The organism is Varibaculum sp. GTC20041 (assembly GCF_055387755.1).
Map to the genome: position 1 here is coordinate 81529 of NZ_AP041144.1, position 23503 is coordinate 105031.

The 23503-nt window shown below is 52.3% G+C and carries 12 protein-coding genes; 8 read left to right on the forward strand and 4 right to left on the reverse strand.

Annotated elements, in window-relative coordinates; translation table 11 throughout:
- Nucleotides 1-334: 334 nt before the first annotated feature.
- Nucleotides 335-10057 carry a VaFE repeat-containing surface-anchored protein gene (locus tag ACZ5BI_RS00355; RefSeq protein WP_464896359.1) on the forward strand — a complete coding sequence of 3241 codons (9723 nt, stop codon included), beginning with the start codon at nucleotides 335-337 and terminating at the stop codon, nucleotides 10055-10057.
- A gap of 511 nt (nucleotides 10058-10568) precedes the next feature.
- On the opposite strand, the gene ACZ5BI_RS00360 is transcribed toward ACZ5BI_RS00355, so the two are convergent.
- The 4 genes from ACZ5BI_RS00360 to ACZ5BI_RS00375 form a co-directional block, all read right to left on the reverse strand.
- On the reverse strand, nucleotides 10569-11393 hold the full coding sequence (locus ACZ5BI_RS00360; RefSeq protein WP_464896360.1) for an MFS transporter: 825 nt from the start codon (nucleotides 11391-11393) through the stop codon (nucleotides 10569-10571).
- Nucleotides 11357-12061 (reverse strand): MFS transporter, encoded by a 705-nt coding sequence (locus ACZ5BI_RS00365; protein ID WP_464896361.1) that lies wholly within the window; start codon nucleotides 12059-12061, stop codon nucleotides 11357-11359. Before ACZ5BI_RS00365 ends, ACZ5BI_RS00360 begins: the two co-directional genes overlap by 37 nt.
- Nucleotides 12062-12157: 96 nt before the next feature.
- A complete protein-coding gene (locus tag ACZ5BI_RS00370) occupies nucleotides 12158-14476 on the reverse strand; it encodes an exo-alpha-sialidase (protein ID WP_464896362.1) in 2319 nt (772 codons plus the stop codon).
- Between the two features lie 539 nt (nucleotides 14477-15015).
- Nucleotides 15016-15525: a hypothetical protein gene (locus ACZ5BI_RS00375; RefSeq protein ID WP_024060031.1), complete on the reverse strand. Its 510-nt coding sequence runs from the start codon at nucleotides 15523-15525 to the stop codon at nucleotides 15016-15018.
- A gap of 171 nt (nucleotides 15526-15696) precedes the next feature.
- Here ACZ5BI_RS00375 and ACZ5BI_RS00380 point away from each other — a divergent pair, with 171 nt between their 5' ends.
- The 7 genes from ACZ5BI_RS00380 to ACZ5BI_RS00410 all read left to right on the forward strand — a co-directional run bounded on the left by ACZ5BI_RS00380 (nucleotide 15697) and on the right by ACZ5BI_RS00410 (nucleotide 23422).
- Nucleotides 15697-16206 carry a peptidylprolyl isomerase gene (locus ACZ5BI_RS00380; RefSeq protein ID WP_024060032.1) on the forward strand — a complete coding sequence of 170 codons (510 nt, stop codon included), beginning with the start codon at nucleotides 15697-15699 and terminating at the stop codon, nucleotides 16204-16206.
- A 49-nt stretch (nucleotides 16207-16255) separates the two neighbouring features.
- Nucleotides 16256-16969 (forward strand): rhomboid family intramembrane serine protease, encoded by a 714-nt coding sequence (locus tag ACZ5BI_RS00385; protein ID WP_464896363.1) that lies wholly within the window; start codon nucleotides 16256-16258, stop codon nucleotides 16967-16969.
- A gap of 223 nt (nucleotides 16970-17192) precedes the next feature.
- Nucleotides 17193-19667 (forward strand): ATP-dependent Clp protease ATP-binding subunit, encoded by a 2475-nt coding sequence (locus tag ACZ5BI_RS00390; protein WP_024060034.1) that lies wholly within the window; start codon nucleotides 17193-17195, stop codon nucleotides 19665-19667.
- Between the two features lie 160 nt (nucleotides 19668-19827).
- Nucleotides 19828-20181 (forward strand): type II toxin-antitoxin system RelE/ParE family toxin, encoded by a 354-nt coding sequence (locus tag ACZ5BI_RS00395; protein ID WP_464896364.1) that lies wholly within the window; start codon nucleotides 19828-19830, stop codon nucleotides 20179-20181.
- Between the two features lies 1 nt (nucleotide 20182).
- Nucleotides 20183-20488, forward strand: coding sequence for a helix-turn-helix domain-containing protein (locus tag ACZ5BI_RS00400; protein ID WP_464896365.1), 306 nt, complete (start codon nucleotides 20183-20185; stop codon nucleotides 20486-20488).
- A gap of 257 nt (nucleotides 20489-20745) precedes the next feature.
- A complete protein-coding gene (locus tag ACZ5BI_RS00405; protein ID WP_464896366.1) occupies nucleotides 20746-21516 on the forward strand; it encodes an HAD domain-containing protein in 771 nt (256 codons plus the stop codon).
- Nucleotides 21509-23422 carry a hypothetical protein gene (locus tag ACZ5BI_RS00410; RefSeq protein WP_464896367.1) on the forward strand — a complete coding sequence of 638 codons (1914 nt, stop codon included), beginning with the start codon at nucleotides 21509-21511 and terminating at the stop codon, nucleotides 23420-23422. Before ACZ5BI_RS00405 ends, ACZ5BI_RS00410 begins: the two co-directional genes overlap by 8 nt.
- Nucleotides 23423-23503 lie beyond the last annotated feature (81 nt).

Sequence of the window (23503 nt, forward strand, 5' to 3'; positions counted from 1 at the left end):
GTCCTGTGAATCTGTGCACTTTTCAAGACAGTCCAGATGGTAAGCGCCGCTAAATTCCCTGTTGAAAGTGGGCTAACTTCCGCGAACTACCTCAGTATCCTAGGTTTACCTCTATAACTCTCTTGCGTTGTTCTATGAAAATCTTGTAAGATGGTAAGTGTATTAAAATAAATTAACTACACCTAGACAAGTTAATAGTGTTCCTGTCGGCATTGACAACAGGCCAGGTCCCTCCAGGCGGGGCGTTTGGGCGTGACATAACCCAGGCGAACGCCTCGTCAGGATCTGTTGGTGGAGATGTCGATCCCTCCTTCTAGTAGACACAGGATGAATAATGATTAACAGTCAAACTGCTAAATTGTTGCGGCGTTGGATCGTCGCTGGATTAGCTGCTGCATTAGCCCTGGCATGGACTATCACCACCTTGGTAGCCCCCTCCCAGGCCTCCGATACGGAGAATGCCCAATTAGCAAAAGATTTCAAAGCCGTAGAAGCCGGCATGAATTTCCAGGAGATAGAGGACGGAAACTGGGATATACCTAATCCGCCTTTTGCCGAGGGAACTATATTTTGGGCGGAACAGTTCGGTCAGAGGAACAATCATTGGCCAAATACTCAGCTGAGAGACGCGTATAACAATGCGATTGCCCAGAGTAATGGGTGGTCGAATGATTGGGAGGTAGAGCTCCCCAACACGCTTCGGATGCATAATGCGAATTACCTGATGGTAAAAAACCGCGGAGATGTCTATCGAGATGTTAATCAACAGGGTGTCCTGACTAAAGCACCGGAATACTACACTAGTTCATTCTGCGCACAGCCTGGTTTTGGGATTGACCCCTCCTGGTTAGATCCCAGCAAACCGGGGCATACGGAAAAAGGTTTGAAAGTATCTATTGATGCTGGCGATGCGGTAGGTTCTGTTGACAGATCATCGACAGGTCGTATGGTCTCCGACCCTAAGATTCAACGAGAGCTAAAGGCTTTAGCGTACATCTATAACGGTGGGGATCGTCGTCTGATGGATGTTGACACTAGTTACCCAGCCGGAAAAGATTTTTACGAGCAGAACAAATTACTGATCGAAGAACATAAAGCTGCCTTGGATCTGTTCAATCAGTTAGATCCGTACCAGAAAAATGGCGCCGCCCAGGCTCTAGTTTGGGCCATTGAGAAGAATTCTGCCGCAGACGGAATTTTTGTCTATCGAAAGGGAACCATCGATTGGACTGTTACCAATGTGGCGCGGGCAGTATTGCCGCATATTCGGAACATCGCCAATGCCGAAATCAAGATGTGGCAGGCGTATCAGGCACTTAAAGATCAGCAGATCGCTGATGAAAAGGCTTATAAAGAGGCATTGGCCAAATGGAAAGCCGAAACTGCGGCCAGCATGGCTAAGGATGAAGCAGCCTATCAAAATAATAAGCAGCTACTGGAATCGATCAAGCTCAGCGTTACCCGCGCCGATGACACTCACTTCCGGGTGAACCTGATTGGTAGTTCGGAGGCCATTGCTCTGTTGCAAGAGGCTAAAGGTAGCTTGCAGATCAGCGGCTCGGATAACTTAGTCCTGCCCTCCGATACTTCAATTGCGAAAGCTGCTTCGCCGGGCGGAATTTTAGTGGGCGTTAAATTTGATAACGCTGCCGCTTGTTCCGGAGCTGTCCAGAAAGCTAATATCAATGCGTCCTTCAAAGGCAGTATTGAGATCACTCGGACTTATATCTTCAAGAACCCCAAGACTACAGGGAAATACGTTCAGTTCCAGTCCCAGGTGAACCTCGGCAAATATGCAGTAGCCGTTTCCGGTTCTGCCTCCAGCTCTTTCGAATTCACCTCTACCTGCCCGGTGGCTCCGGAGCCTAGCATCGGCACCACTTTGGAAGGCAGCGATGGAGCCAAGGTAATCGATACCGCCGGCAAAGCCGATACCGACACCGTAACCCTTATCGACAAGGTAGCCTTTAAGAATCTTAAGGGCGGACAGAACTATGTCATTAAAGGTGAACTGGTAGATGGTGATGGCAATAGCGTTGGAGTAACTGGCGTCAGCGATCCTTTCGATCCCAAAGCTTCTGGTGCTACTGACAGTGGCAGTGGCTACTATTCCGGAACCGTCAGCATTCAGTTCCAAGTACCAGTAGCTAAAATCCGTGAAAACGCGAAACTGGTAGCTTTTGAGACCCTATATCAGGGAACGAATCCAGAAAGTGGCACTAAGGCTGCCGAGCACAAAGATAAGACGGACGAAAAGCAGACCGTAACCGAGAAACCCCGCATCGGTACCAGTGCTCAGGCACAAGGTGACTCCACCGATGAAGGTAAAGTAGCGGTACCGGAAGAAGGTAGCGACGTCCTCATTAAAGACACGGTCACCTGGAACAAGTTGAAGCCCGGCACCTACACCCTCAGCGGACAGCTAATGAAGAAGGTAGGCGACCAGGTAGTGCCCGTACCGGGCACCAATGCCTCCAAGAACTTCACCGTAAACGCGGGAGAGCTAAAGGGCACCCAGGAATTAACGTTCACCCTGCCTGCTAAGCAAATCGAAGCTGGCGCCTCCTATGTGGTTTACGAAAAAGTATTCAAAGGTGCCGACAACACTGCTGGTATCCTCGTGGCATCCCACGAAGATCCCAACGACAAGGGACAGACCGTCTCGGTGAACCCGAAGCAGCACAAGCTGCCCACCATTGAGACCAAAGCGTGGGTACGTGATGATGGAAAGTCACTAATCAGCTCGGTTGAGGCCGATGGTCAAGACTTCAAAGTCAAAGACCAGATCACTTACAAAGACCTCAAACCCGGCACCTACACTGCCTTCGCCACCTTGGTAAACAAAGACAATCCGAAAGACATTATTGCTAGCGGACGTCAAGTATTTACCAATGGTTCCGAAAATGGCTCCGCCCTGGTAGAGCTGACAGTTCCTGGTTCCGAGGTAAAGGCTGATGGCAAGTATGTGGTGTTCGAGCGCATTTATCAAGGTGAGCAGAGCGCTGAACCCAGCGGTGAACCCTACGCGAAACACGAGGAAATCACCGATGGTTCCCAAACCATTACCGTAACCCCGAAGAATCCGGTACCCGCCGAGTTCAAGATCGTTAAAAAGACCGTCGGGGGCAACACCGATAGCGATCGGGCATTCGACTTCGATGTAAGCTGTGACGGGTTTAAGACCACCGCCACCGTGTTGGTGCGCAAAGGCAAAACCCAAGGCGAGACCATCGTCTCTAACAAAGCGCTGACCAGCGGTATGAGCTGCCAGGTAAGTGAAAAAGCAGTAACCGATAGCCTCAACACGGTAAAAGTTAAATTCACTGGCACCGACACGAACACTGACGGTACCGTAGCGAAGTTCAACCTAACCGAGGACAACGCTAAGACCGTCGTGGTGACTGCCACCAACACTTACACGCCGAAAGAAGCAAAATTCACCGTTCGCAAGAACGTAGAAGCAGCCGGGGTAACCCACTTCAGTGTGCCGAACTCCTTCGACTTCTCCTACCAGTGTGACGGCGACGCTTCCTGGAAGGCCATACCTAGCTTGAAAGCAGGCGAAACCTCCGCGGCCATCAAAGTAAAGCCCGGCGTAACCTGCAAGATCAAGGAAAATAGTGCGACCCCGGAGAACCTGGATCGGCAACTGCAATGGCAAGGCGCCCAAAGCGTGGCCGACGGAGAAGCAACCTTCAAGGCAGAAGCTGCCAACCAGCTCGCCCTAGTTGCCACCAACACCTACACCGAGAAGACCGGGCAACTGGAAATCTCCAAGCAGGTAGTAGATGGAACCGCCGGTGCAGGCACCATTCCTGGCACGTTCGAAATGAAATACATTTGTGCCACCGGACAGAAAGCCGAAAGCGTAACCAAGAAGCTTACCTCCATTAGCGTAAACAAAGGTGGAAGCGCAACCATCACTGGTATTCCAGTTGGTTCCCAGTGTGCAGTCTACGAAGATACCACCGGTATCAACGTACCGAACACCACTTTGACCACCACGTTTAACGGTAAAGCGCCTCAGCAAGTAACTATCGGGGGACAGGTACTGCACAACGCGGCACTATCCAACCCGATTAAAGCCGGGGAAAGCCAAAAAGCTACCATCAACGTAGAAAACAAATACGTAAACCAGAAAGTTGGTGGCTTCGAGGTAGAGAAGCTAGTCGCCGGAGTAACAAACCCCGGCACCGTCCTCAAAGACGTAGCCTTCGACTTCGGATACTCCTGTGAGATTCCTGGCAATGCACATGCGGTTAAAGGCAGCTTCAAGCTCAAGCATGGTGAAACCTTCACCAGCGCTGACCCTGCCAACCCGCAGCTAAATAACCTGCCCGTAAACACCGTATGTAAAGTATGGGAAGAAACCCCCAAGTCCAGTGCAAATGCTGACTATGTAGGTTCTGAGCTACGGGCAAGCGCCACCAACGGTGCGGAAGTAACCGGAACCGACGGGAAACTAGAACTGACCATCAAGCTGAACAAAGCTGCAGCAAAAGCCAAGATTTTGGCTACTAACCAGTACAGCCAGCAGCTCGGTGGGTTCACCCTGAAGAAAGAAGTTCAAGGCAGCGCTGACCAGTCTCTGGATATTCAGTCCTACAAGTTCAAGCTGACCTACATGGACGGCACCAACACCCACATGAAGGAGCAAACCATTCCTGCGGGCGGTGGTTCCTACTCCTTCTGGGGAGTACCGGTCGGCAGTCAAGTTCAGGTGGAAGAACTCGGCGCTATTGACAGCAAGGGTAAGTTCATTCCGGTAGACGAACTGTCTACTGCCAAAGTGAAGCACTCGATTAGCTGGAACGGCACCCAGGATGATTCCTCTACTGCGTCCGCTAACATCTTCACCATCAACAAAGCGATGACTGAAGCACAGTGGAAAGAAAACGGTAAGCAGGCGAACGTGGTAGTGAAAGCTACCAACGCCTACAAGGAGATCGAGCAAAAAGGTACCTTCTCCGTGCAGAAGACTTCGGTGAAGGTAGCCGGTGAAAGCGCTGATAAGGTAAAGGATCTACCCGCCAGCTACAACTTCACCTATGACTGCTCCGATGGCACCCACGGTAATATCCCCAACGTGAAACCGGGCGGCGAGCCTGTAGTAGCCCCCGCGCAATTCCGGGCGGGCACCGTTTGTACCGTAACTGAGCAGCAAGTCCTACCTAAAGGCACTAATGCCCAGACGGTAAGCTGGACAGTTGACGGTAAAGGCGCAGGCGTAGGTGCGGCCGCTGGAACCAGCGCGACTGTAACCATCGGTTCAGATGCGAAGACTCCGGTTGCCGTACAGGCCGCTAACGAATATCAGACCCCCGATGAGCCGAAGATTGCTACTGAGCTAAAGGGCGAAGGACGCGATGGCAATATCGACCTGGTTGAGGACGCGGATCACACCTACACCCTGACCGATAAGATCAGCTACTGGAACCTTGAGGTCGGCAAGACCTACAAGTTCTCCGGTGAGCTGGTAGTACCGAACGCGGATAAGACCGATGCCACCCGCACCGGAATCAAAGCCGAAAAGACAGTCACCATTACCACCCCAAGCGGAGTAGTGGAACTGCCATTCAAGCTGACCCAGGCAGATGTAGCCAAGTACTCGACGCTAGTCGCGTTCGAAAAGCTAGACCTGCAGGTCGAAGGCGGATTCGAACCGGTCACTAAGCACGAAGACCCCAAGGACGACAACCAGACCAAGCAGGTCAATCCCTGGATCGCCACCGTGCTTACCGATGAAGGTGGAAACAAGCAGATCGATACTACCGGTAAAGCCGATAGCGATCACGTAACCCTGGTTGACACCGTGAAATACCGGAACCTAGAGGCCGGTAAGACCTACCACTTGACCGGGAAACTGGTCGATGGATCCGGAAACCCGATCGGGGTCAGCTCCACCTCCAAGGCATTCACTGTTCCTGGCGAGGCTGGAACCCTCCAGTCCGGTGAAACCAAGATGACCTTCCAGGTTACCGTGGGACAGATTCGTCAGAACGCGAAACTAGTGGCCTTCGAATACCTCCACCCGGGGCAGCCGAACACCCCCGGTGATGAGACGGTAGTCACCAAGCACGAGGACCCGAATGATGAAAATCAGACGGTAAACGAAGGGCCGCGGGCGGCAACCACTGCTCAAAGCTCGACGGGTACCAAGGTATTCGACGCTAAGACCCCGGCCAAAGTGCTGGACCGCGTAACTTGGTCGAAACTGCCTGCCGGAAACTACGTGCTGGTTGGCACCTTGATGGATAAGGGAACCAAACAGCCGATACCGAACGTAAATGCGGAAATCGTGAAGTTCACCGTTAGCAACGGCGAGCTGAAAGGTATCCAAGAAATGACGTTCACCGTTCCCGCAGAGCAGGTGAAAGCGAACTCGCAGTTCGTTGCCTTCGAGAAGATTTACCGTCAGGGCGATGTCGATGAAAACGGCAACGTTAAGGACGGAAAGAAACCAGTTGTTGACCACTCAGATCTCAACGACTCGGCACAAACCGTAACCATCGGTGAAGAACCGCAAAGCCCGGTAACTCCGACACTAACTTTGCAGAAAGTTGTTAAGAGCGAAGGACTAGAGGTTCCCTCCACCAAGGAGTTTACTTTCACTTTGAAGTGCTCCAACCCTGCCAAGCAAGAGACCTACAAGGTTACTGCCGGATCCAAGATCTCGCTGCCCTACGTCAAGGGAGCCAACTGCACCCTTACAGAGGATCGCGAAGCTGCCAAGGTAGCGGGCATTGCCCCCTCCCAGGTATCCTTCAGCGCAGATTCCGAGAAGATCGGTCTGATCAGCTCTGAAAACTCGGCCTCCTTCAAGATGCCGGCAGAAGAGCTGACCGAAGTAAACGTAGTGTTCACAGCGACCAACACCTACCCGGCGCCGGAGAAGCCCACCGTGGCGACCTCCGCTAAAGATGCCAACGGCACCAAGGGTATGTATGGCCAAACCAAGCAAGCCAACCAGGTTTATGCTGGAACCTCCGCCAAGATCGTGGACGAGGTATCCTGGGCGAACCTGCTGCCTGGCGACTACGTCCTCATCGGTAAACTGATGGACAAAAAGACCGAAAAAGCGGTAACTTCCTACACTTCCACCCCGGCACCCTTCACGGTGAACGAGGGCCAGAAGAACGGGAAGCTGGATAACACCTTCACCGTCAGCGGTGACTCTCTCAAGGCTGGTAGCCGCTACGTGGTTTACGAATACATCTACCGCGCAGGTGATGTAAACGGCACAACCCCGAACAATGGCGCCAAGCCGGTCGTGGAACACGCCGTAATCACTGACGCGGATCAGACGGTAGAGGCCATCACGCCTCCGACTCCGCCGGCCGCGAAAGTGAAGATCATGAAGAAGGTAGAGGCCTCGGGTATGGAAGTATCCAACAACCGCCCCTACTACTTCACCTTGAGCTGCCGTGATAAGGACGGCAACGCCGCAGGCGATAAGACCTTGCTAGTACGTCCAGACAAGGCTACCGAGGTAACCGGTTTGCGCAGCGGCTACGTCTGTTCCATTCACGAGGATCTCAATGCCGCACTCGAGCAACAGGTAACACCGTCAGTTTCGCTGACCAGCGGAACCAACGGTTTCAGCGTGCAGCAGGACTCCACTGCAGGATCGGCACACTTCACCGTACCGGCGGCTACCGACGAGGTTCCCGAGGTACTGGTGAACGTGACCAACACCTACAACAAGATGGGCAAGCCGGAACTGCAGACCAACGCGGTAACCGATAACGGTACTTCAACCGTGCAGGCAGGAACTGCTACCACCGTGACCGATAAAGTCACCTGGAAGAACCTACCTGAAGGTAAATACCTGCTCACCGGTAAACTAATGCACATTACGGATAACAACGCTGCTCCGGTAGCGGGAGTTACCAATGAACCAGTGGTAGTGGAAATCACCAAGGACAACTCCGCGGCGGGTAGCACCACCATGAAGTTCAATGTGCCAGCCGGGGCAATCAGCCAGGCCGGAAAGTACGTAGTGTACGAATACCTCTACAACTACGAAGACACTGACGGCGAAAATCCGAAGCCGAACACCTCCACCGTGGTTTCCCACAACGACCCCAGTGATGATGCGCAGACCGTGACCGTTACCGAGGCGCCCTCGGTAAGCACCACTGCCACCACCGATGGAGCCAATGAAAAGGAAATCCAAAAAGGTAAAGCTGCGGTAGTAACCGATACTGTTAACTGGAAGAACCTGCCTGCTGGCAACTACCAGGCGCTGAGCGAACTGGTAGACGCCAAAGGCAATCCGGTTGCCGGAGCCACCACTAAGGCGGTTCCCTTCACTGTCAACAATGGTGAAGACGCAGGCAGCGTGACTACCAAGATCCAGCTACCGGCAAGTGCTACCACAACAGTTGGAGCAAAGTTCGTAGTCTTCGAACGGATCTATCGCGCCAGCGATGTGGATTCTAAGACCGGCCGTCCCAATGCAGGTGCTCAGCCGGTAGTGTCCGAACTGGATCTGAACGCTATCAACCAGACCGTGCGGGTAGTTGAAAGCCCGAAGGGGCCGCCAGCTATTACCTTCACCAAGGTAACTGAGAAAGTTCTCGACGGTGAAGTTCCGGATAAGGATCGTAAGTTCAAGTTCACCATCAGCTGTGACAAGAACTTCGGAGGAGCATTCGAATTCGATATGCCTGCCGGAGTATCCGCGGGACTGCCTGCCGACAAGCAGCTGCAAGTAGGCACGGTATGTACCTTGACTGAAATGCTGACCGATGAGGCGAACCCCGACGGGATTCTCCCCAATACAATCAGCTTCAGCTCCTCGGATCCGGCAATGACGGTTTCGAAGATTGGCAAGCAAACCGCACAGTTCACGGTGCCCGATGTAGATACCAAAGTGGTTCCCGAGATTCAGGTAACCATTAAGAATACCTACAGCAAGGACTTCCCAGAACTAGGAACCATTGCTCGCGACAACGCCGATCAGGACAAAGTCCTCAACCTTAAGAAGGGCGAGAACGCTCAGGTACAAGATGTTGCTACCTGGAAGAACCTGAAACCGGGCAAGTACACCATGATCGGTACCTTGATGGACAAGCTGACCGGTAAGCCTGTCGTAGGGGCCAACACCCCGGCGGTTGACTTCGAGGTCAAGAAAGGCGAAAAGACCGGAACCATCTACGCGCTATTCACAGTGCCGGGAGACAAGATCTCCACCAAGGCCAGCTGGGTAGTATTCGAGCAGGTCTACAAGGCCTCCGATGTTAAAGATGGCAAGGTAGTGGGTAAAGCTACTCCGGTAGTAGATCACTCCAACCTCGAGGATGCCGATCAGACGGTTCAGGTAACACCTCCGCCGGCCTCAACGGAAGAAAAGACTCCGGAGATCGCCACGGTTGCTAAGAATGGCACCACCTACAACGACGGAACCAAGGATCCGAACCTAGGTAAACCGGTATTGACCCCAGGTCAAGATGCGGTGATCGTAGATACGGTCAAGTGGAAGAACCTGGAGCCTGGTGAATACACCATCACCGGAACCCTGATGGACAAATCCAGCAACGTTCCGCTCACCTACCTGGACAAGGACGGTAAGCTCCAAGTGGCAGCTACAGCTGAACGCGGATCCTTCACCGTCAAGAAAGGTGAAACTGCAGGAGAGGCTAAAGTCTACTTCACGGTTAAAGGTGAAGCTATTCAGGCTAATAAGCAATACGTAGTATTCGAGGATCTGTACAAGACTGCGGATATTAAAGACGGAGAGCCTAGCCCTGGCGCTAAGGAGGTAGCGCAGCACCATGACATTAATGATGCTGCTCAGACCCTGAGCGTCGAGAACCCGACACCGGGGACACCTCCAGAAACTCCGGAAACCCCCAAGACTCCGAACACTCCGGGAACCACGCCTCCCGGACCGACTCCGCGAACCCCCTCCGGGTTCGGGGGAGTGGTGAGCACGGTTCTAGCTAAGACCGGCTCCACCACCGGAATCATGGCAATGACCGGTGTTCTAGCAATGGTTGCGGGAGTTGGATTAGTACTGATCCGCCGCTACCAGCGCGAAGAACTAGAGGACTAGGAAAGACATACAACTAAATAGCTAGAAGGATCTCGGGGTCGGAAGCCAAGCTTCCGGCCCCGAGTGCTATATATCCGCGCTCCCTTTCGGGTTTTAAATCGGTCTCCTAGTTACTTAAAAGCCATGAAAAGTCGGGTCTGGCGCGGTAAAAGTAGCAAATGTGAGGGGCGGGGGAGATAGCTTTTCCTCCTGCCCAGAGTCCGGGAAATACCTGTGGTATTTCCCGGACTCTATGCCCACCGCGCCTACTCGGATAAAAGCTATCCCCCCGCCTTCCCTTAGTGGTTTTCGTTTATTTATCGGCCGCGACCCTGGTGTTTCGCCAGAAAATCGTTCTCGGTCAACGTTTCTGCGGTTTTATCACACCCGAAATTGAGCGCGGTGAGGGGTAGCAAAGGGTAATGTCCCGTACTCACATCCCGGTTCATAAAATCACCATCATGTTTCAAGCGAAATAAAATTTGCGCGGTCTTGGAAATTAAAGACCGCGCAAATTTCTATCTAGACTTTCTTATTCTGCAACCGGATCGAGGGTAGGCAATTCACTCTCGTCCCTACCGTCTTCTGGTCGAACCGTGGCAGGATTAATTGCAGCTTGAATTCTGCGTGGAAGGTTCAGCCCGACAGAGAGAATAACTACGAGCGCACCTCCAACCGAAATAGTTGCCAAGGCTATCCCCAAGGGAACAGCAGATGAGATGGAAGCTCCCACGATTGGTCCAACTGCACCCCCTAGGGCACCAACGTTATAGCAGAAGCCTAGCCCCGCAGCACGCTTTTCAATAGGGAAGTAGCTAGAGACCCACTTGGGTGCAAGTCCCGAAATGCCTTGCCCAAACATTTGCTGGAAGAATAACAAGATACCGATCAGGACTGCATACTTTCCCCCGACCATAAAACAAGGGAATACTAGGACTTGGGATAAAAGCAGGGAGATTACGTACCAACGGCGCATTCCTAGTTTGTCGCCAAGGAATCCCGAAAGAATATAGCCACACATATTGCCGAGGTTGGCATACGAAACGATAGCCGCTACTAGTCCGGCATCCATAGACAGATCGCTCTTCAAATATGTCGGCAATAAACCAAGAATCGGCCAGGTGTAGATGAATGAGCAAAAAATCGTCAACATAATGGCAACGCCCACCGCCCAACGGGTCGGATCGGACTGGTAAACAAACCACACGAAAATCCCCGCACATACGAGTGCCAGCAAGGTAACTAACAGTCCGCCATGAACAATGCTCGTGAAAATTAGGAGTAAGAGAGTCAAAGCTAACACGGTAAGTAGATAATTAACTACCCGATTTTTCCCCCTGTAAAGGATAGTAAGCATATTTCCTTCATGCAGGCGTTCATTATCATCGGACTGCTTAACACTTCCCAATCCTCAGCCTCTGGAAGGCGACGGCGCATATATAAAGCTACAAGAATCGGAATCATTCCGGTTAGGAATAGTGCACGCCACCCCCAGTTGGGATGCCAACTGTCTACCCAGGGCACAAGCAAACGGTATATCTGTGCTGCAAGAATCGATCCAACGGCGTAGCCAGAAAGCATGAAACCCGAAGCGCGGTTGCGCATACGAACTGGCCAAAGTTCAATAATATAGGTCGCAGAAGAGGAATACTCTCCCGCCATAGCAAAGCCGATAAGTAAACGCGCGAGGAAAAGAACCGTCCAATTTGAAGCCAGACCACACATTAAAGACCCAATTGTGAACAGAAGAATCGAAGCAATCATCGCAGGTTTACGTCCATGCTTGTCTCCCATAGCGCCCAGAACTAGTCCGCCAAACCACCGGGAGATGAATGCGGCGGAAACAAGGGCGGTTCCTTCAACAAGTGTCAGACTGAAAGTGTCGATAATCTCGGAAAGCACCAATGATATTAAGACAAAATCATATCCGTCTAACACCACTCCAATCCAGGCGGCGAAAAACGCCTTCCAACGTTGTGCCCCGATTTCCTTATACCAGGGTATTTTCTTTGTTTGTTGAGACATTATTTATTTCTCCTTTGAAACGTCTATTAAAAGGTTTGCTGGATAGCGCAAAAGGCGAGTGTTTTTTAATAAAAAGAGCAAGAATACAAGCTGCATTCAGCTGATAGTTGAGTTCGATTCTGTAACCCAAGCCAGAGGAAACGAGGTGAAGAAAACTCCTTGCAGTTCTCTCTCCCACAGGAGACCAATCGTTCCATCGGGCATTTGGGTCATACATTGGTATACATAGTGACGCGGGTTAAAGACTTTGTTGTGCGGCCATGTTAATCCGTCATCATAGGATAGCCGCACGACCCCCCGTCCCCTGAAAGGGAGAAGCTGGGAAGCATTCGCAAACAGGATTGCCGGCTTTGAATCCTCATCGTAGACCCGAATAGCGTTCGGCTGCGAAAATATTTCAGGTATTTGTTCAACAAATGTGACTTCTCCCCAGTTTTCGCCACCGTCATCGCTTATTGCGTGAGCAACTCGACCGCGGGGATTCAGATTCCTCATCCAGACGTGGACAGTGCCGTCTTCCCCTTCTACTAGGACAGATTCGTGACAGTAGGCTCGCTCGTCCTCGAGATTTCGGGCAAATACTTCTTTTCCGTCAACTACCCGGCCATCGTTCGGCGATTGCCCACGATGCCAAGTTTCTCCACCATCATCGGAATAGGCAGCTGCACACGAAAATGCCAAACCGCTCTCATGGTTGAAGTAAATCGGAACCAAGATTCGTCCCTTGTGCTTTCCAATCTGAAGCTGGATTCCATTCCCCGGGGAGGTTCCACAAAAACGCATCCACTCCTCTTTAATCTGAGGAGTCAGGTCTACAGGGGCGCTCCAGGTTTCCCCATCGTCATCACTAAAAACCATGAGCAAGTGGCATGAGGGATGTTCGAATAATGATTCGTTAGAGTCGACTCCTGGCGCTAGATAGATATTTCCAGCTGGTTCGCCCTGAACTGTCACATTTCCAAGCTTGTCTACAAGGTAGTTAGTGGATGTGCCGTCTAAGTTGTTAACTATTCCGTCATCCATCAGGTGATACTCGTTGCCATCACGGTCGTGTAGAATTTTAGTGCCATCTTCCGAGTATCCGGTGCCAACCTTGGCGTTCGGCTGCCCGATTCCGCCGGGAAAGTGATCGATCAGGCAGATCACGCGACCTGATGATTCATCTTGTACGAGGACGGAGTCAATAACCGAGGCTCCCAGTCTTCCACTTCCCGGGTACTGGAGTACTGTCTGAGGATCTGTCCAGGTCTTACCATTATCCAGACTACGTCGAATAACAAAATTAATGTCGTTCGGACTGTCGTTTGCGATACTTACTCGCTGGTCGGCGCCTGCGAGAACCACTCCTGATTTGCAGGTGATAATTGAGGGAATGCGGTAATTCTTAGCACCCATCAACCCCGTATCGAAGAGTGCTTGAGTTACTAAAGGGGCAACACCAGCTAGTCTTTTTATTTGATGGTCAGTCAGAACCTGCTGATAGATCTCTGCTGAGGAGACTTCTCCGAATAGTTTGGTTCCATCCAGATCCTCTCCAACTAGGACGCTTTTCAGATTTCCAATATCGTCGAAGAAAACTGCTCCTGGGGAATGAACTACTTCGTATCCATCTACGAATATCGTGGTAGCGCCCCTTCCGCTTACGAGCACGAGCTCATGAACCCTTCCATCATCCCAGTGTCCCGGCGCCGTAATTTCAGCAATAACCTCGGTATCTACCGATGCATGGAAATAGAAACTACCCCCTTGTTCGATACCTAGACGCATAGCTCCTTGCGCTCCTTCAGCAGCCATGATCACACCAAACTGACCTTCGCCACGAGTGCGGAATTTTGCCCGCACGCTTCCCTTGGTAAGTCCACTAACTTTGCGCACATCCCAAGGTGATAACGCAGAGCCACCAAACTCTACAACCGAGTTTGGTGTGCGTGCTATTGAAAGAGGAAAATCTGGTTCCGTTTGACCAGCCCAAACCGCGAAGTGTATGACCTTGTGGACACCTTGGGGATTGATTGTGATGTCCTCGAGTTCAATCTGTAAAAACCATGATGGCAGGGAGGTTGAGAATGCTTCGTAGCCGTCGAAGAATAGGTGCATACCAGATTCGTTCGATGAAAGAGCCACCGAGTGTGCGAAACCGTCATCAATTCCGGGTACATCTTCGGCGTCAATGATTCGGTGTTCGTGTCCGCTACGTACAAACCCGGTGATTTGCCCACTAGAAATATTGAGCTCAATACAGCCGTTTTTCCCATTTGCTCGGAAAATACATCCAGGCATTGTCGTTGCTAGATTAATGTCGACAATACCGCAATAATCCTGTTTAACGAGGGTGCACAGCTTACTGTTATCTACGGGTTGTCCGTTTGTAGAGAACCTTTCTTCCAGATCCTGCGTAGCGTCTTTGCGACTCATAATCTTGCCTCCTTGTATCAGTTATCGCCAGTTGCGTTAAAGTTTTATGTAATCGGTGACTGCTCGCCTGACTGGTATGTCCAAATTGATGGATTCTGCTGCAAAATATCTCGCCTGATTGATCGTTTACAACAGAGTCGTGGTGTATATCTCACGTAGTCCCTGATGGGAATAGGTGATAACACAAATCTAACTACCCGACATCGTTGTCTTCCATTCCATAAATTACGTTGGCGGATACAAGCTTACAATAAACATAGGACGTCTGACAAATAACTTGAAAACGATAGCTAAATAGCGCGATATTATTAAAATTAAATAAGAGCTTTATAAATATTTAACTAGGTGTCTGATGAATAAATGAATTCATAGGTCTTTTCTTTATCTATGGACGCTGATAACCAAACTTATGTAGGCTCTAGACATCCTTGAAACGTGGTTTAATACCTAATCGGGTATTAAATCTGAAAAGTGGTAAGACAATGCCCTCCCTGCTTTGGGCAGGGAGGGCATTGTTAACTATTTGAATGACTTACTGGTTACTTTTCAACCTTGTCTTTTACTGCGTCAACGGCTTTGTCGGCTTTATCGGCTACGTCCTCGGCCACCTCTTTGGCCTTGTCCTGAGCCTTTTCTGCTGCTTCTTGGGGATCGAATTCGCTCACTTCTACATCCTCCCAGTATTCTTCTGCCCACGGATCATCAACCGGTTGCGAACGCCGGTACAGTACATACCCAATGCCACCGGCTACGGCAGCTAGTAGCAGGAATAGTAGAGTCTTACGCCCCCGCTTGGGCTCCGGTTTACCAAATGTTTCTGCTGATTGTTTCTTCACTTGCTTAGCAGCCTCCTTCAAAGACTTCTCGGAATGCTTCTTTACCTCATGGAACTGGTCACGCACATTGTCTACCGCATGTTCTACACCCGGTACTAGTTCACTGCTAACTTTTTCTTGCAGATCTTGAGCGCCCTCAAGAACAATATCTTTCCCTTGGTCTGCCAAACTCCGTGCCTGTTTGAGCAGCTTATGCGGGCAGCATTTCTTCATGTTCGCTCCTTTGTCTTAGGCATACCGAAGCGCTCCGCCTCGGTAGCGACAGCTTGTACTCTCTTAGTCTAAACGTTACCGCCTAGCTTGTGGGAAGAATAGTCCCAGATTTAGCTACTGTTCGGTAAGCTTGAGTGTCGGTAATTTGGCTTTCATGAAAGGATAAGAACTATGGAAGCAACAATTCACACTTCAAAAGGCGACATTAAAGTCGAACTATTTGCGGATAAAACTCCGATTACGGTAAACAACTTCAAAGGTTTAGCCACTGGCGAGCGCGAATGGCAAAACCCGGCAACCGGACTTAAGTCCAATGAACCCCTTTATGACGGGGTGATTTTCCACCGCGTCATCCAAGGTTTCATGATTCAGACCGGCGATCCCCTAGGCACCGGCACTGGCGGCCCCGGTTACCGTTTCGGGGACGAGATCGTACCGGAACTTAACTTTAATGAACCCTACGTGCTAGGCATGGCCAATGCCGGCCCGGGAACCAACGGATCCCAGTTCTTCATCACCCAGGTACCCACCGAATGGCTAAACGGCAAACACACCGTATTCGGTAAAGTAACCGACCAGGCATCCCGCGACGTGGTTGATGCGATCGCCGCGGTGAGCACCGATGGACGTGACCGACCGCTCGATGACATCACCATCGAATCCATCGAAATCAGCGAATAAGCTGTGGTTTGCACCAATTAAGCGGTGGCAATAAAAATCATCGGGACAAATGACGAACTCTAAGCAGCGCGTCAATATAGTCAACGCTCTCATCATTGCCTGCGGGATTGTCTATGTGGCTTCCTGGTTGGCTCCCAGCCTGGTAGAGCAGTTTCTGTTCTATCCTGGCTTGGGGTTCACCCAGCCCTGGCGGTTTTTGACCGCTGCCTTCTTGCATGGCGGGATCGTGCATTTAGCGTCCAATATGGCGTTCTTGTACATCCTGGGTGAGCTTGCTCGCCGGGTGATGAGCAACTATCAGATCCTACTGATCTACCTGCTCTCTGCCTGGGGAGGATCGCTCGGCACCCTGGTGTGGGCACTCATAACCGGGCAGCAGCAGGCGGTAGTCGGCGCCTCCGGAGCAGTGTTGGGATTATGTGCGGGCGTATTCGTCTACATCCGCAACCTACACGGCTCCTCCAGCGCTCTGGGTGGGTTGCTAATAATCAACTTGCTGATCGGGTTCGTGATCCCTAATGTGTCTTGGCAAGGACATTTAGGGGGTGCCCTGGTGGGAGCACTTATCGGATGGGCGTTGCACCTGGTGGCTGTGATCTCGGGTAGACGGGGACGGAAAAAACTGGGGACAGGCCTGCCGGACGTGGTGGATCGACAGCGCGCCACCGCGACCGTTAAACGCACGCAAATCATCGGAAATATACTGGTCACCCTGCTATCAGTAGCGTTACTGCTGGTGATTACCGTGGCCTGCTATATCTGAGAAAAACCATCCAACCCGCTCTGGGGGAACCCCTAAGATTCTAAAGGTGGTCCCCTGAGCCCGGTAGATGTCGTATTTCCTCGCTGCGACGTCCTCGTCCTCGTAAAAAAATAACCTTAGCCGGTAGTGAAACCAGGCGAGGGCACGGGTAAAAACCTAATAATGTACATAGTGGAGTCAATTCCCTAACCGAAAGAATCCTCTCCAAAGGTCAAGGAGTAAAATGTTCGAACGCTTTACAGATCGGGCGCGCCGGGTAGTGGTGCTGGCGCAAGACGAGGCGCGCAGCCTGGAGCATAACTATATTGGTACCGAACATATCCTCTTGGGGCTGATTCGTGAGGGCGAAGGCGTAGCCGCGAAAGCCCTGGAAATGGCGAACATTTCCCTCGAGGGCGTGCGCGATCAGGTCATTGAGATCATCGGCAAGGGCGAGAACGATTCGAAAGACCATATCCCCTTTACTCCGCGGGCCAAGAAAGTCTTAGAACTGTCGATGCGGGAAGCGCTGCAGTTGGGGCACAACTATATTGGCACCGAACATATCCTTTTGGGACTGATTCGCGAGGGCGAAGGCGTCGCGAACCAGGTGCTCACCAATCTGGGCGCTGACCTGGGAAGTATTCGCCAAAACGTGATTCATTTGCTCTCCGGATACCCGGGAGCGGGGCAAAATGAAGCAGGCGGAGAAACCGTGGGGGTGGGCACCGGCACCCAAAAGCCGCAAAAGTCAGGTTCAGCCATCCTCGACCAGTTTGGACGGAACCTATCGGAGGCGGCGCGGGAAAACAAACTAGATCCGGTGATCGGACGCGTAAACGAGATGGAAAGGGTCATGCAGATCCTTTCGCGGCGCACCAAGAACAACCCGGTGCTGATCGGGGAACCCGGGGTGGGTAAAACCGCAGTAGTAGAGGGGCTCGCGCAGGCAATTGTGCGCGGAGACGTCCCCGAAACCCTTAAAGACAAGCATATTTACTCCCTGGATATGGGGTCGTTGATCGCCGGATCGCGTTACCGCGGCGACTTCGAGGAACGCTTAAAGAAAGTTCTGAAAGAAATCCGCACCCGCGGGGACATTATTCTATTCATTGACGAGATTCACACCCTGGTGGGGGCAGGTGCCGCCGAGGGCGCGATTGACGCGGCCTCGATCCTCAAACCGATGCTGGCGCGCGGGGAACTGCAGACCATCGGGGCTACCACCACCGAGGAATACCGTAAATATATTGAAAAAGATGCGGCCTTGGAGCGGCGTTTCCAGCCGGTGCAGGTAGAACAGCCCAGCGTGGAAGATACCGTAAAGATTCTGACCGGTTTGCGGGATCGTTACGAGGCACACCACCGGGTAGTGATTACCGATGACGCGATTCGGGCGGCAGCCTCTTTGTCCGACCGCTATATTTCGGATCGCTACCTGCCTGATAAGGCGATCGATTTGATTGACGAGGCCGGGGCGCGCCTGCGGATTCACCGCATGACTGCACCCCCCGAGATTCGGGAAATGGACGAGAAAATCGATGAGGTGCGCCGCGATAAAGAAGCCGCGATTGATGCCCAAGACTTTGAGAAAGCCGCGCGCCTGCGTGATGAAGAAAAGCAACTTGGTGAAAAACGCGCTCAGCTGGAGGCTGACTGGAAGTCGGGAGAAGGCGACCGGATCGGCACTGTTGATGAGGACTCTATTGCGGAAATCCTGGCAATGTCCACCGGTATCCCGGTGTTTAAGCTGACCGAAAAGGAAAGCGCGAAACTGCTGCATATGGAAGATGAGCTGCACAAGCGGGTTATCGGTCAAAACGAGGCAGTCAGCGCCCTCTCGAAATCTATTCGCAGGACGCGCGCGGGGCTTAAAGACCCGAATCGTCCCGGCGGCTCCTTCATTTTTGCCGGGCCCACCGGTGTCGGTAAAACCGAGTTGGCGAAGACTTTGGCAGAGTTCCTCTTTGGTGACGAGTCGGCGCTAATCCAACTGGATATGTCGGAGTTCGGGGAGAAGCACACCTCCTCCCGCCTATTCGGGGCTCCTCCCGGATATGTGGGTTATGACGAGGGCGGGCAGCTGACCGAAAAGGTGCGCCGCAAACCCTTCTCAGTGGTGCTCTTTGACGAGATCGAAAAAGCGCACGCCGATATTTTCAACACTCTTTTGCAGGTGCTTGAAGATGGGCGGCTCACTGATTCTCAAGGGCGGATGGTGGACTTCAAGAACACCGTAATCATCATGACCACCAACCTGGGCACCCGCGAAATCAATAAAGGGGTGCAAACCGGTTTCCAGGCCGATAATGACCAGGTCGGTTCCTATCAGCGGATGAAGAATCGGGTACAGGAAGAACTCAAGCAGCAGTTCCGTCCGGAGTTCCTCAACCGGGTAGATGAAGTAATCGTGTTCCCGCAACTGGGGATGGAAGAAATCCGCGAGATTGTGGACTTGATGATCACTAAACTGCAAGAACGCACCCAAGAGCAAGATATGACCCTAAGGCTCACCGATGCGGCTCGCGAAGAACTAGCCACTCGCGGTTTCGATCCGGTGTTGGGGGCACGTCCTTTGCGGCGTACTATCCAGCGCGATATCGAGGATGCCCTCAGCGAAAAGATTCTGTTCGGAGATATCGAGCCGGGTCAAGAAATCGTGGTCGATGTGCGCGAGGGCGAGGACGGGGAAAAGGAGTTTACCTTCAACGGCAAGTAAACTGCACCTACTTGTCTCTCCCCCGTAAGTTGTCCTTCCGATATATTTTCGGTGTCCCTAGTCGTGCCTCGGTACAGGGATAGTTAAGCTGTAAATGAGGGTGACTTTAAAGCTCTGCTGAACCCTTGTGTTTAGAACTTATAAGTTCTAAACTTGAGAGGTGTGGACGGTTGATGTTGAGCTGGTAGCCGAATGGCTGGTAACGCTCGACGAAAACTCGCGCGCACAGGTCGTTGCGGCTTTGGAGATACTGCAAGAGCAAGGTCCGGCGCTGGGCAGACCTCTGGTAGACCGGATTTCTGGTTCTCGGCATCAGAATATGAAAGAGCTGCGTCCAGGGTCTAGTGGCAAGAGCGAAATTCGGATTATGTTCGCTTTCGATCCTATTAGACAAGCCATCTTATTAGTGGCGGGGGATAAGTCGAGGCAGTGGCAACGCTGGTACCGAAAGAACATTCCTATTGCGGACGATTTATATGATCGGCACCTGAAACAGTTGCGAAGGAGAAAGTGAAATGACTGTGACTTTAGAAGATTTTCTAACGGAACATTCGGTGGACAGAACTTTAGTTGATTCTCATAAGCAACAAATGTTAGCTGAAGTTCGCGCCTATAAACTGCGGGAACTGCGGGAAGCCTCCGGACTTACGCAGCAGCAACTAGCCACGTGTATCGGGGTTTCACAACGGCAAGTTTCCAAGATTGAACGCGGAGATTTAGAAAGCACCAAAGTCGGCACAATTAGGGGTTATCTGGAGGCCGTGGGGGGAGGGCTCGCGGTAGAGTTCGTCCGCGGTGACGCCCGTATCCGCGTCGCCTAGAAAGATAACTGGGCACGCTTAGACTAGGTGGATCAATACTGCACGAAGGGACGGGGAAAAGGAATTTACCTTTAACGGCAAGTAATCCCCGCGCGCAGCTAGCCTTGGCGTGCATTCTTGCCCGGCGACGCTGGTAGCCTCCAGCTTAGGGCGGTCTTTTTAATCGATCCGGGCTCTGCCGGGTTCAATCATCCTTGCAGCACCTCCGTTGCTTATAATCTCGCTATAATGTAGAGGTGAGAACGTAAGGAGGATACGTGAGTGCAGTAGCGGAGGGAAAGATCGGGTTACGACCTGAGATGACTCATGCTGCTGATGAGGCTTCGTCCTCGCAAATTAAATCTACAGACCATGCCGCGACTAAAGATAGCGCGCACCGGGAAGTCTCTATAGAGCTGCCGATCCTGTTCCTGGATGTAGACGGGCCGCTGAACCTGTGGGGGAGGGCGAACCGGCGTATTCTCAATCCGCTGCTGCGTGCCCACTTGGTACAGCTACAACCAGATAATTCCTTTAACGTTAATGTGGTGCTTTCCCGCCTTCTGGGTCCGCGCCTGCGGGAACTTGGCAAATATTTCGAAGTGCGGTGGGCGACCTCCTGGAATCAGTGGGCGAATCAGCATCTTTCCCCCCTGCTGGGGATTTCGAAGAATCTTCCCTGGGTGCGTTGCCCTAATGGTGACCCCCGGGCAAAATTTCCCGAAGTTATGGCTGCTGCCGGAGACGCCAGTTTTGCCTGGGTAGATGATTATTTAACCGAGGAAGTAGCCCAACAAACTCGTAAGCAATTGCGCTCTCCGCAGTGCGCGCTTTTAGTTTCGCCCCATATTATGTGCGGTATAGATCGCGAAGTTGCCCACCTGCTAAAATGGTTTTCGCAAATACCGCAAACGGAGCGGGAACCAGGCAGACGCGAGGCGCGGAAAGCTGTTAATCTTCTAAGTTCAGGACGAGTTTCCGCCTGGCTGGTTACTCCCTCAATGGTGATGTGTTTGAGTTTGCGAAAGGGGGCAAAGCGCTATGGCTAAACTGACGGTAGGGAAAGTGGCGAAGCGTTGCCTGGAAATATCAAAACAGTTAAACCCCCAACTTGACGATCCTCGTTTACAGGATCTGCGCGTCAGTATCGAGCAGGCACGCCGCGCGATTAAGGAAGGGCAGTTACCACGTTGGCAGGTGAAACGACTGGTAGATACGGTCGCTTTGGCGGCAATGCTCACTGGTAATGCTAAACTCGCGGAACAAGTTTTTGGGTTGTGGATGAAATCCGGACAGTCGATCTCCCAAAACCCGGCATCTTTGGTATTAGAACCACTCTCGGATTTAGGAAAAAAATCCGAGGGAGCGTCACCGGAGGCTAACCCGGGGCAGCCTGCTGGGCAGGCGCTTGCGGAAGAGGTCGATAACTCCCAAAGCTCAGGAATGGGACTAGCCGCTATGGTCTCGGCAGCTTACGCGGCTGAAAACGATAGTGCCCAAAACCCTACGGAAAGTGCCGGGGTGAAGCAATCATCCAGCAAAACTCCTGCGCCGCAGCCGGCGGAAGCAAAATCAAAATCTGACCAAAGCAATCCAAAGCCGGTCGCTACCGCACCAGCTCCTGCGGTTTCTGCTAACGCTGAATGGAGTGCTTCGCGCGGACAAATGCCCTGGCTACCCGTCCAGCGCCCGGCTCCGGCGCCGGATCGGCGAGGGGAAGTCGAACCGGCTCCCGCTGCCGATATTGATGAGGCGAACTCATCCCAGGTAAAACCGGAAACCAGTCCGGGTAATGTTTTGGCTCCGGGCAGCGAGTTTCCTCCTCGCCGCTCCCTGGCACGCCGGGATCTTTCCCCCCAGTCTCCCACCCTAGCCAGCAGCCAGATACGACCGGCGCCTGCTCCGCCTGCTGATCAGCCCTTGCCAAGTGCAGCACCCCCAAAGCCAGCGGCGCCGGCACCGCCCGCAACAGTAACGCCGGCAGCTGCCCCAACTGAGGTGGCGCCGACGCAGGCACCACCGCTTGATGATGCTGCTATCTGGGATTATTTCCAAAAGATGGGTTTTGATTCCAAACTCAATATGAGTTTCGAAGAGTTCGTGGCGCGCAAGAACCATACTGTATCCAGTAACGCTGAAACTGGGAGTAACTTAGCAGCACATCCGGCCACGCAACCAGAGGCACCACGTTCGGCTTTTGCAGAAGTGCCGGATGAAATGCCAGCTAGCCTGCTAGCTTCGCAGTCAGAACCCTCAGAATCAGCCCTAGCGCCAGCAGAATCGGCTTTGCGACGAGCTGCCCAAAGTCCGTTGGCGCCCTCTCGGGTACCTCCCGCCGCCCCCCATAGGCCCCGGGAAATATTAGCTGATGCCGACCGGCAGCCTTCAACCAGGCTAATCACTATTCGGGTACGCGGCTATTTTGACTATCAACCCCGTTTTACACGTCCGAAACAGCGTCTCGATGAACCAGCAGTGGCCGGCTCTACCACCTCTTTCGCTAAAAGTATTATTAGTGCCGAGGGGCCGATGCCCCTAGAATTTTTAGCGCGCCGTTTGTGTCAGAAGTACCGGATTGAATATCACGAGCAGCGGCCGGAAGAGATCAGTCGTTGCCTCGGCTCGGGGTTGCGTCTGATATCAGAGCCCGGAATGCGCACTGTTTGGCCAGCTGGGGTCGATCCTCTCAACTGGAATACCGCTCTGCAATCTCCAATTGGATTACCTCGTAAACTGGAGTCGCTGACCCTAACAGAGGTAGCTAACGCCTTGCGGTGGCAGATCTCGCGTACTAACAGCATGGAGCGAACCGAGATTATAGGTGAAGCCTTTAAGCTGCTTTACGGTATTTCTCCCTTAACTGCGCCAGCCAGACAGCTAGCAGATAGAGCTATTTCCTATGGGATAGCCAATAATCTGTTGGAAGCCGGTAATGACACCCTGTGGCTGCCCTGATATTAGCGAGTGAAGTCTTTAAAATCTGTTGTCCACCTGATAGGGGTATTTATCTAAACTCATCTGAAGATAACCAAATTA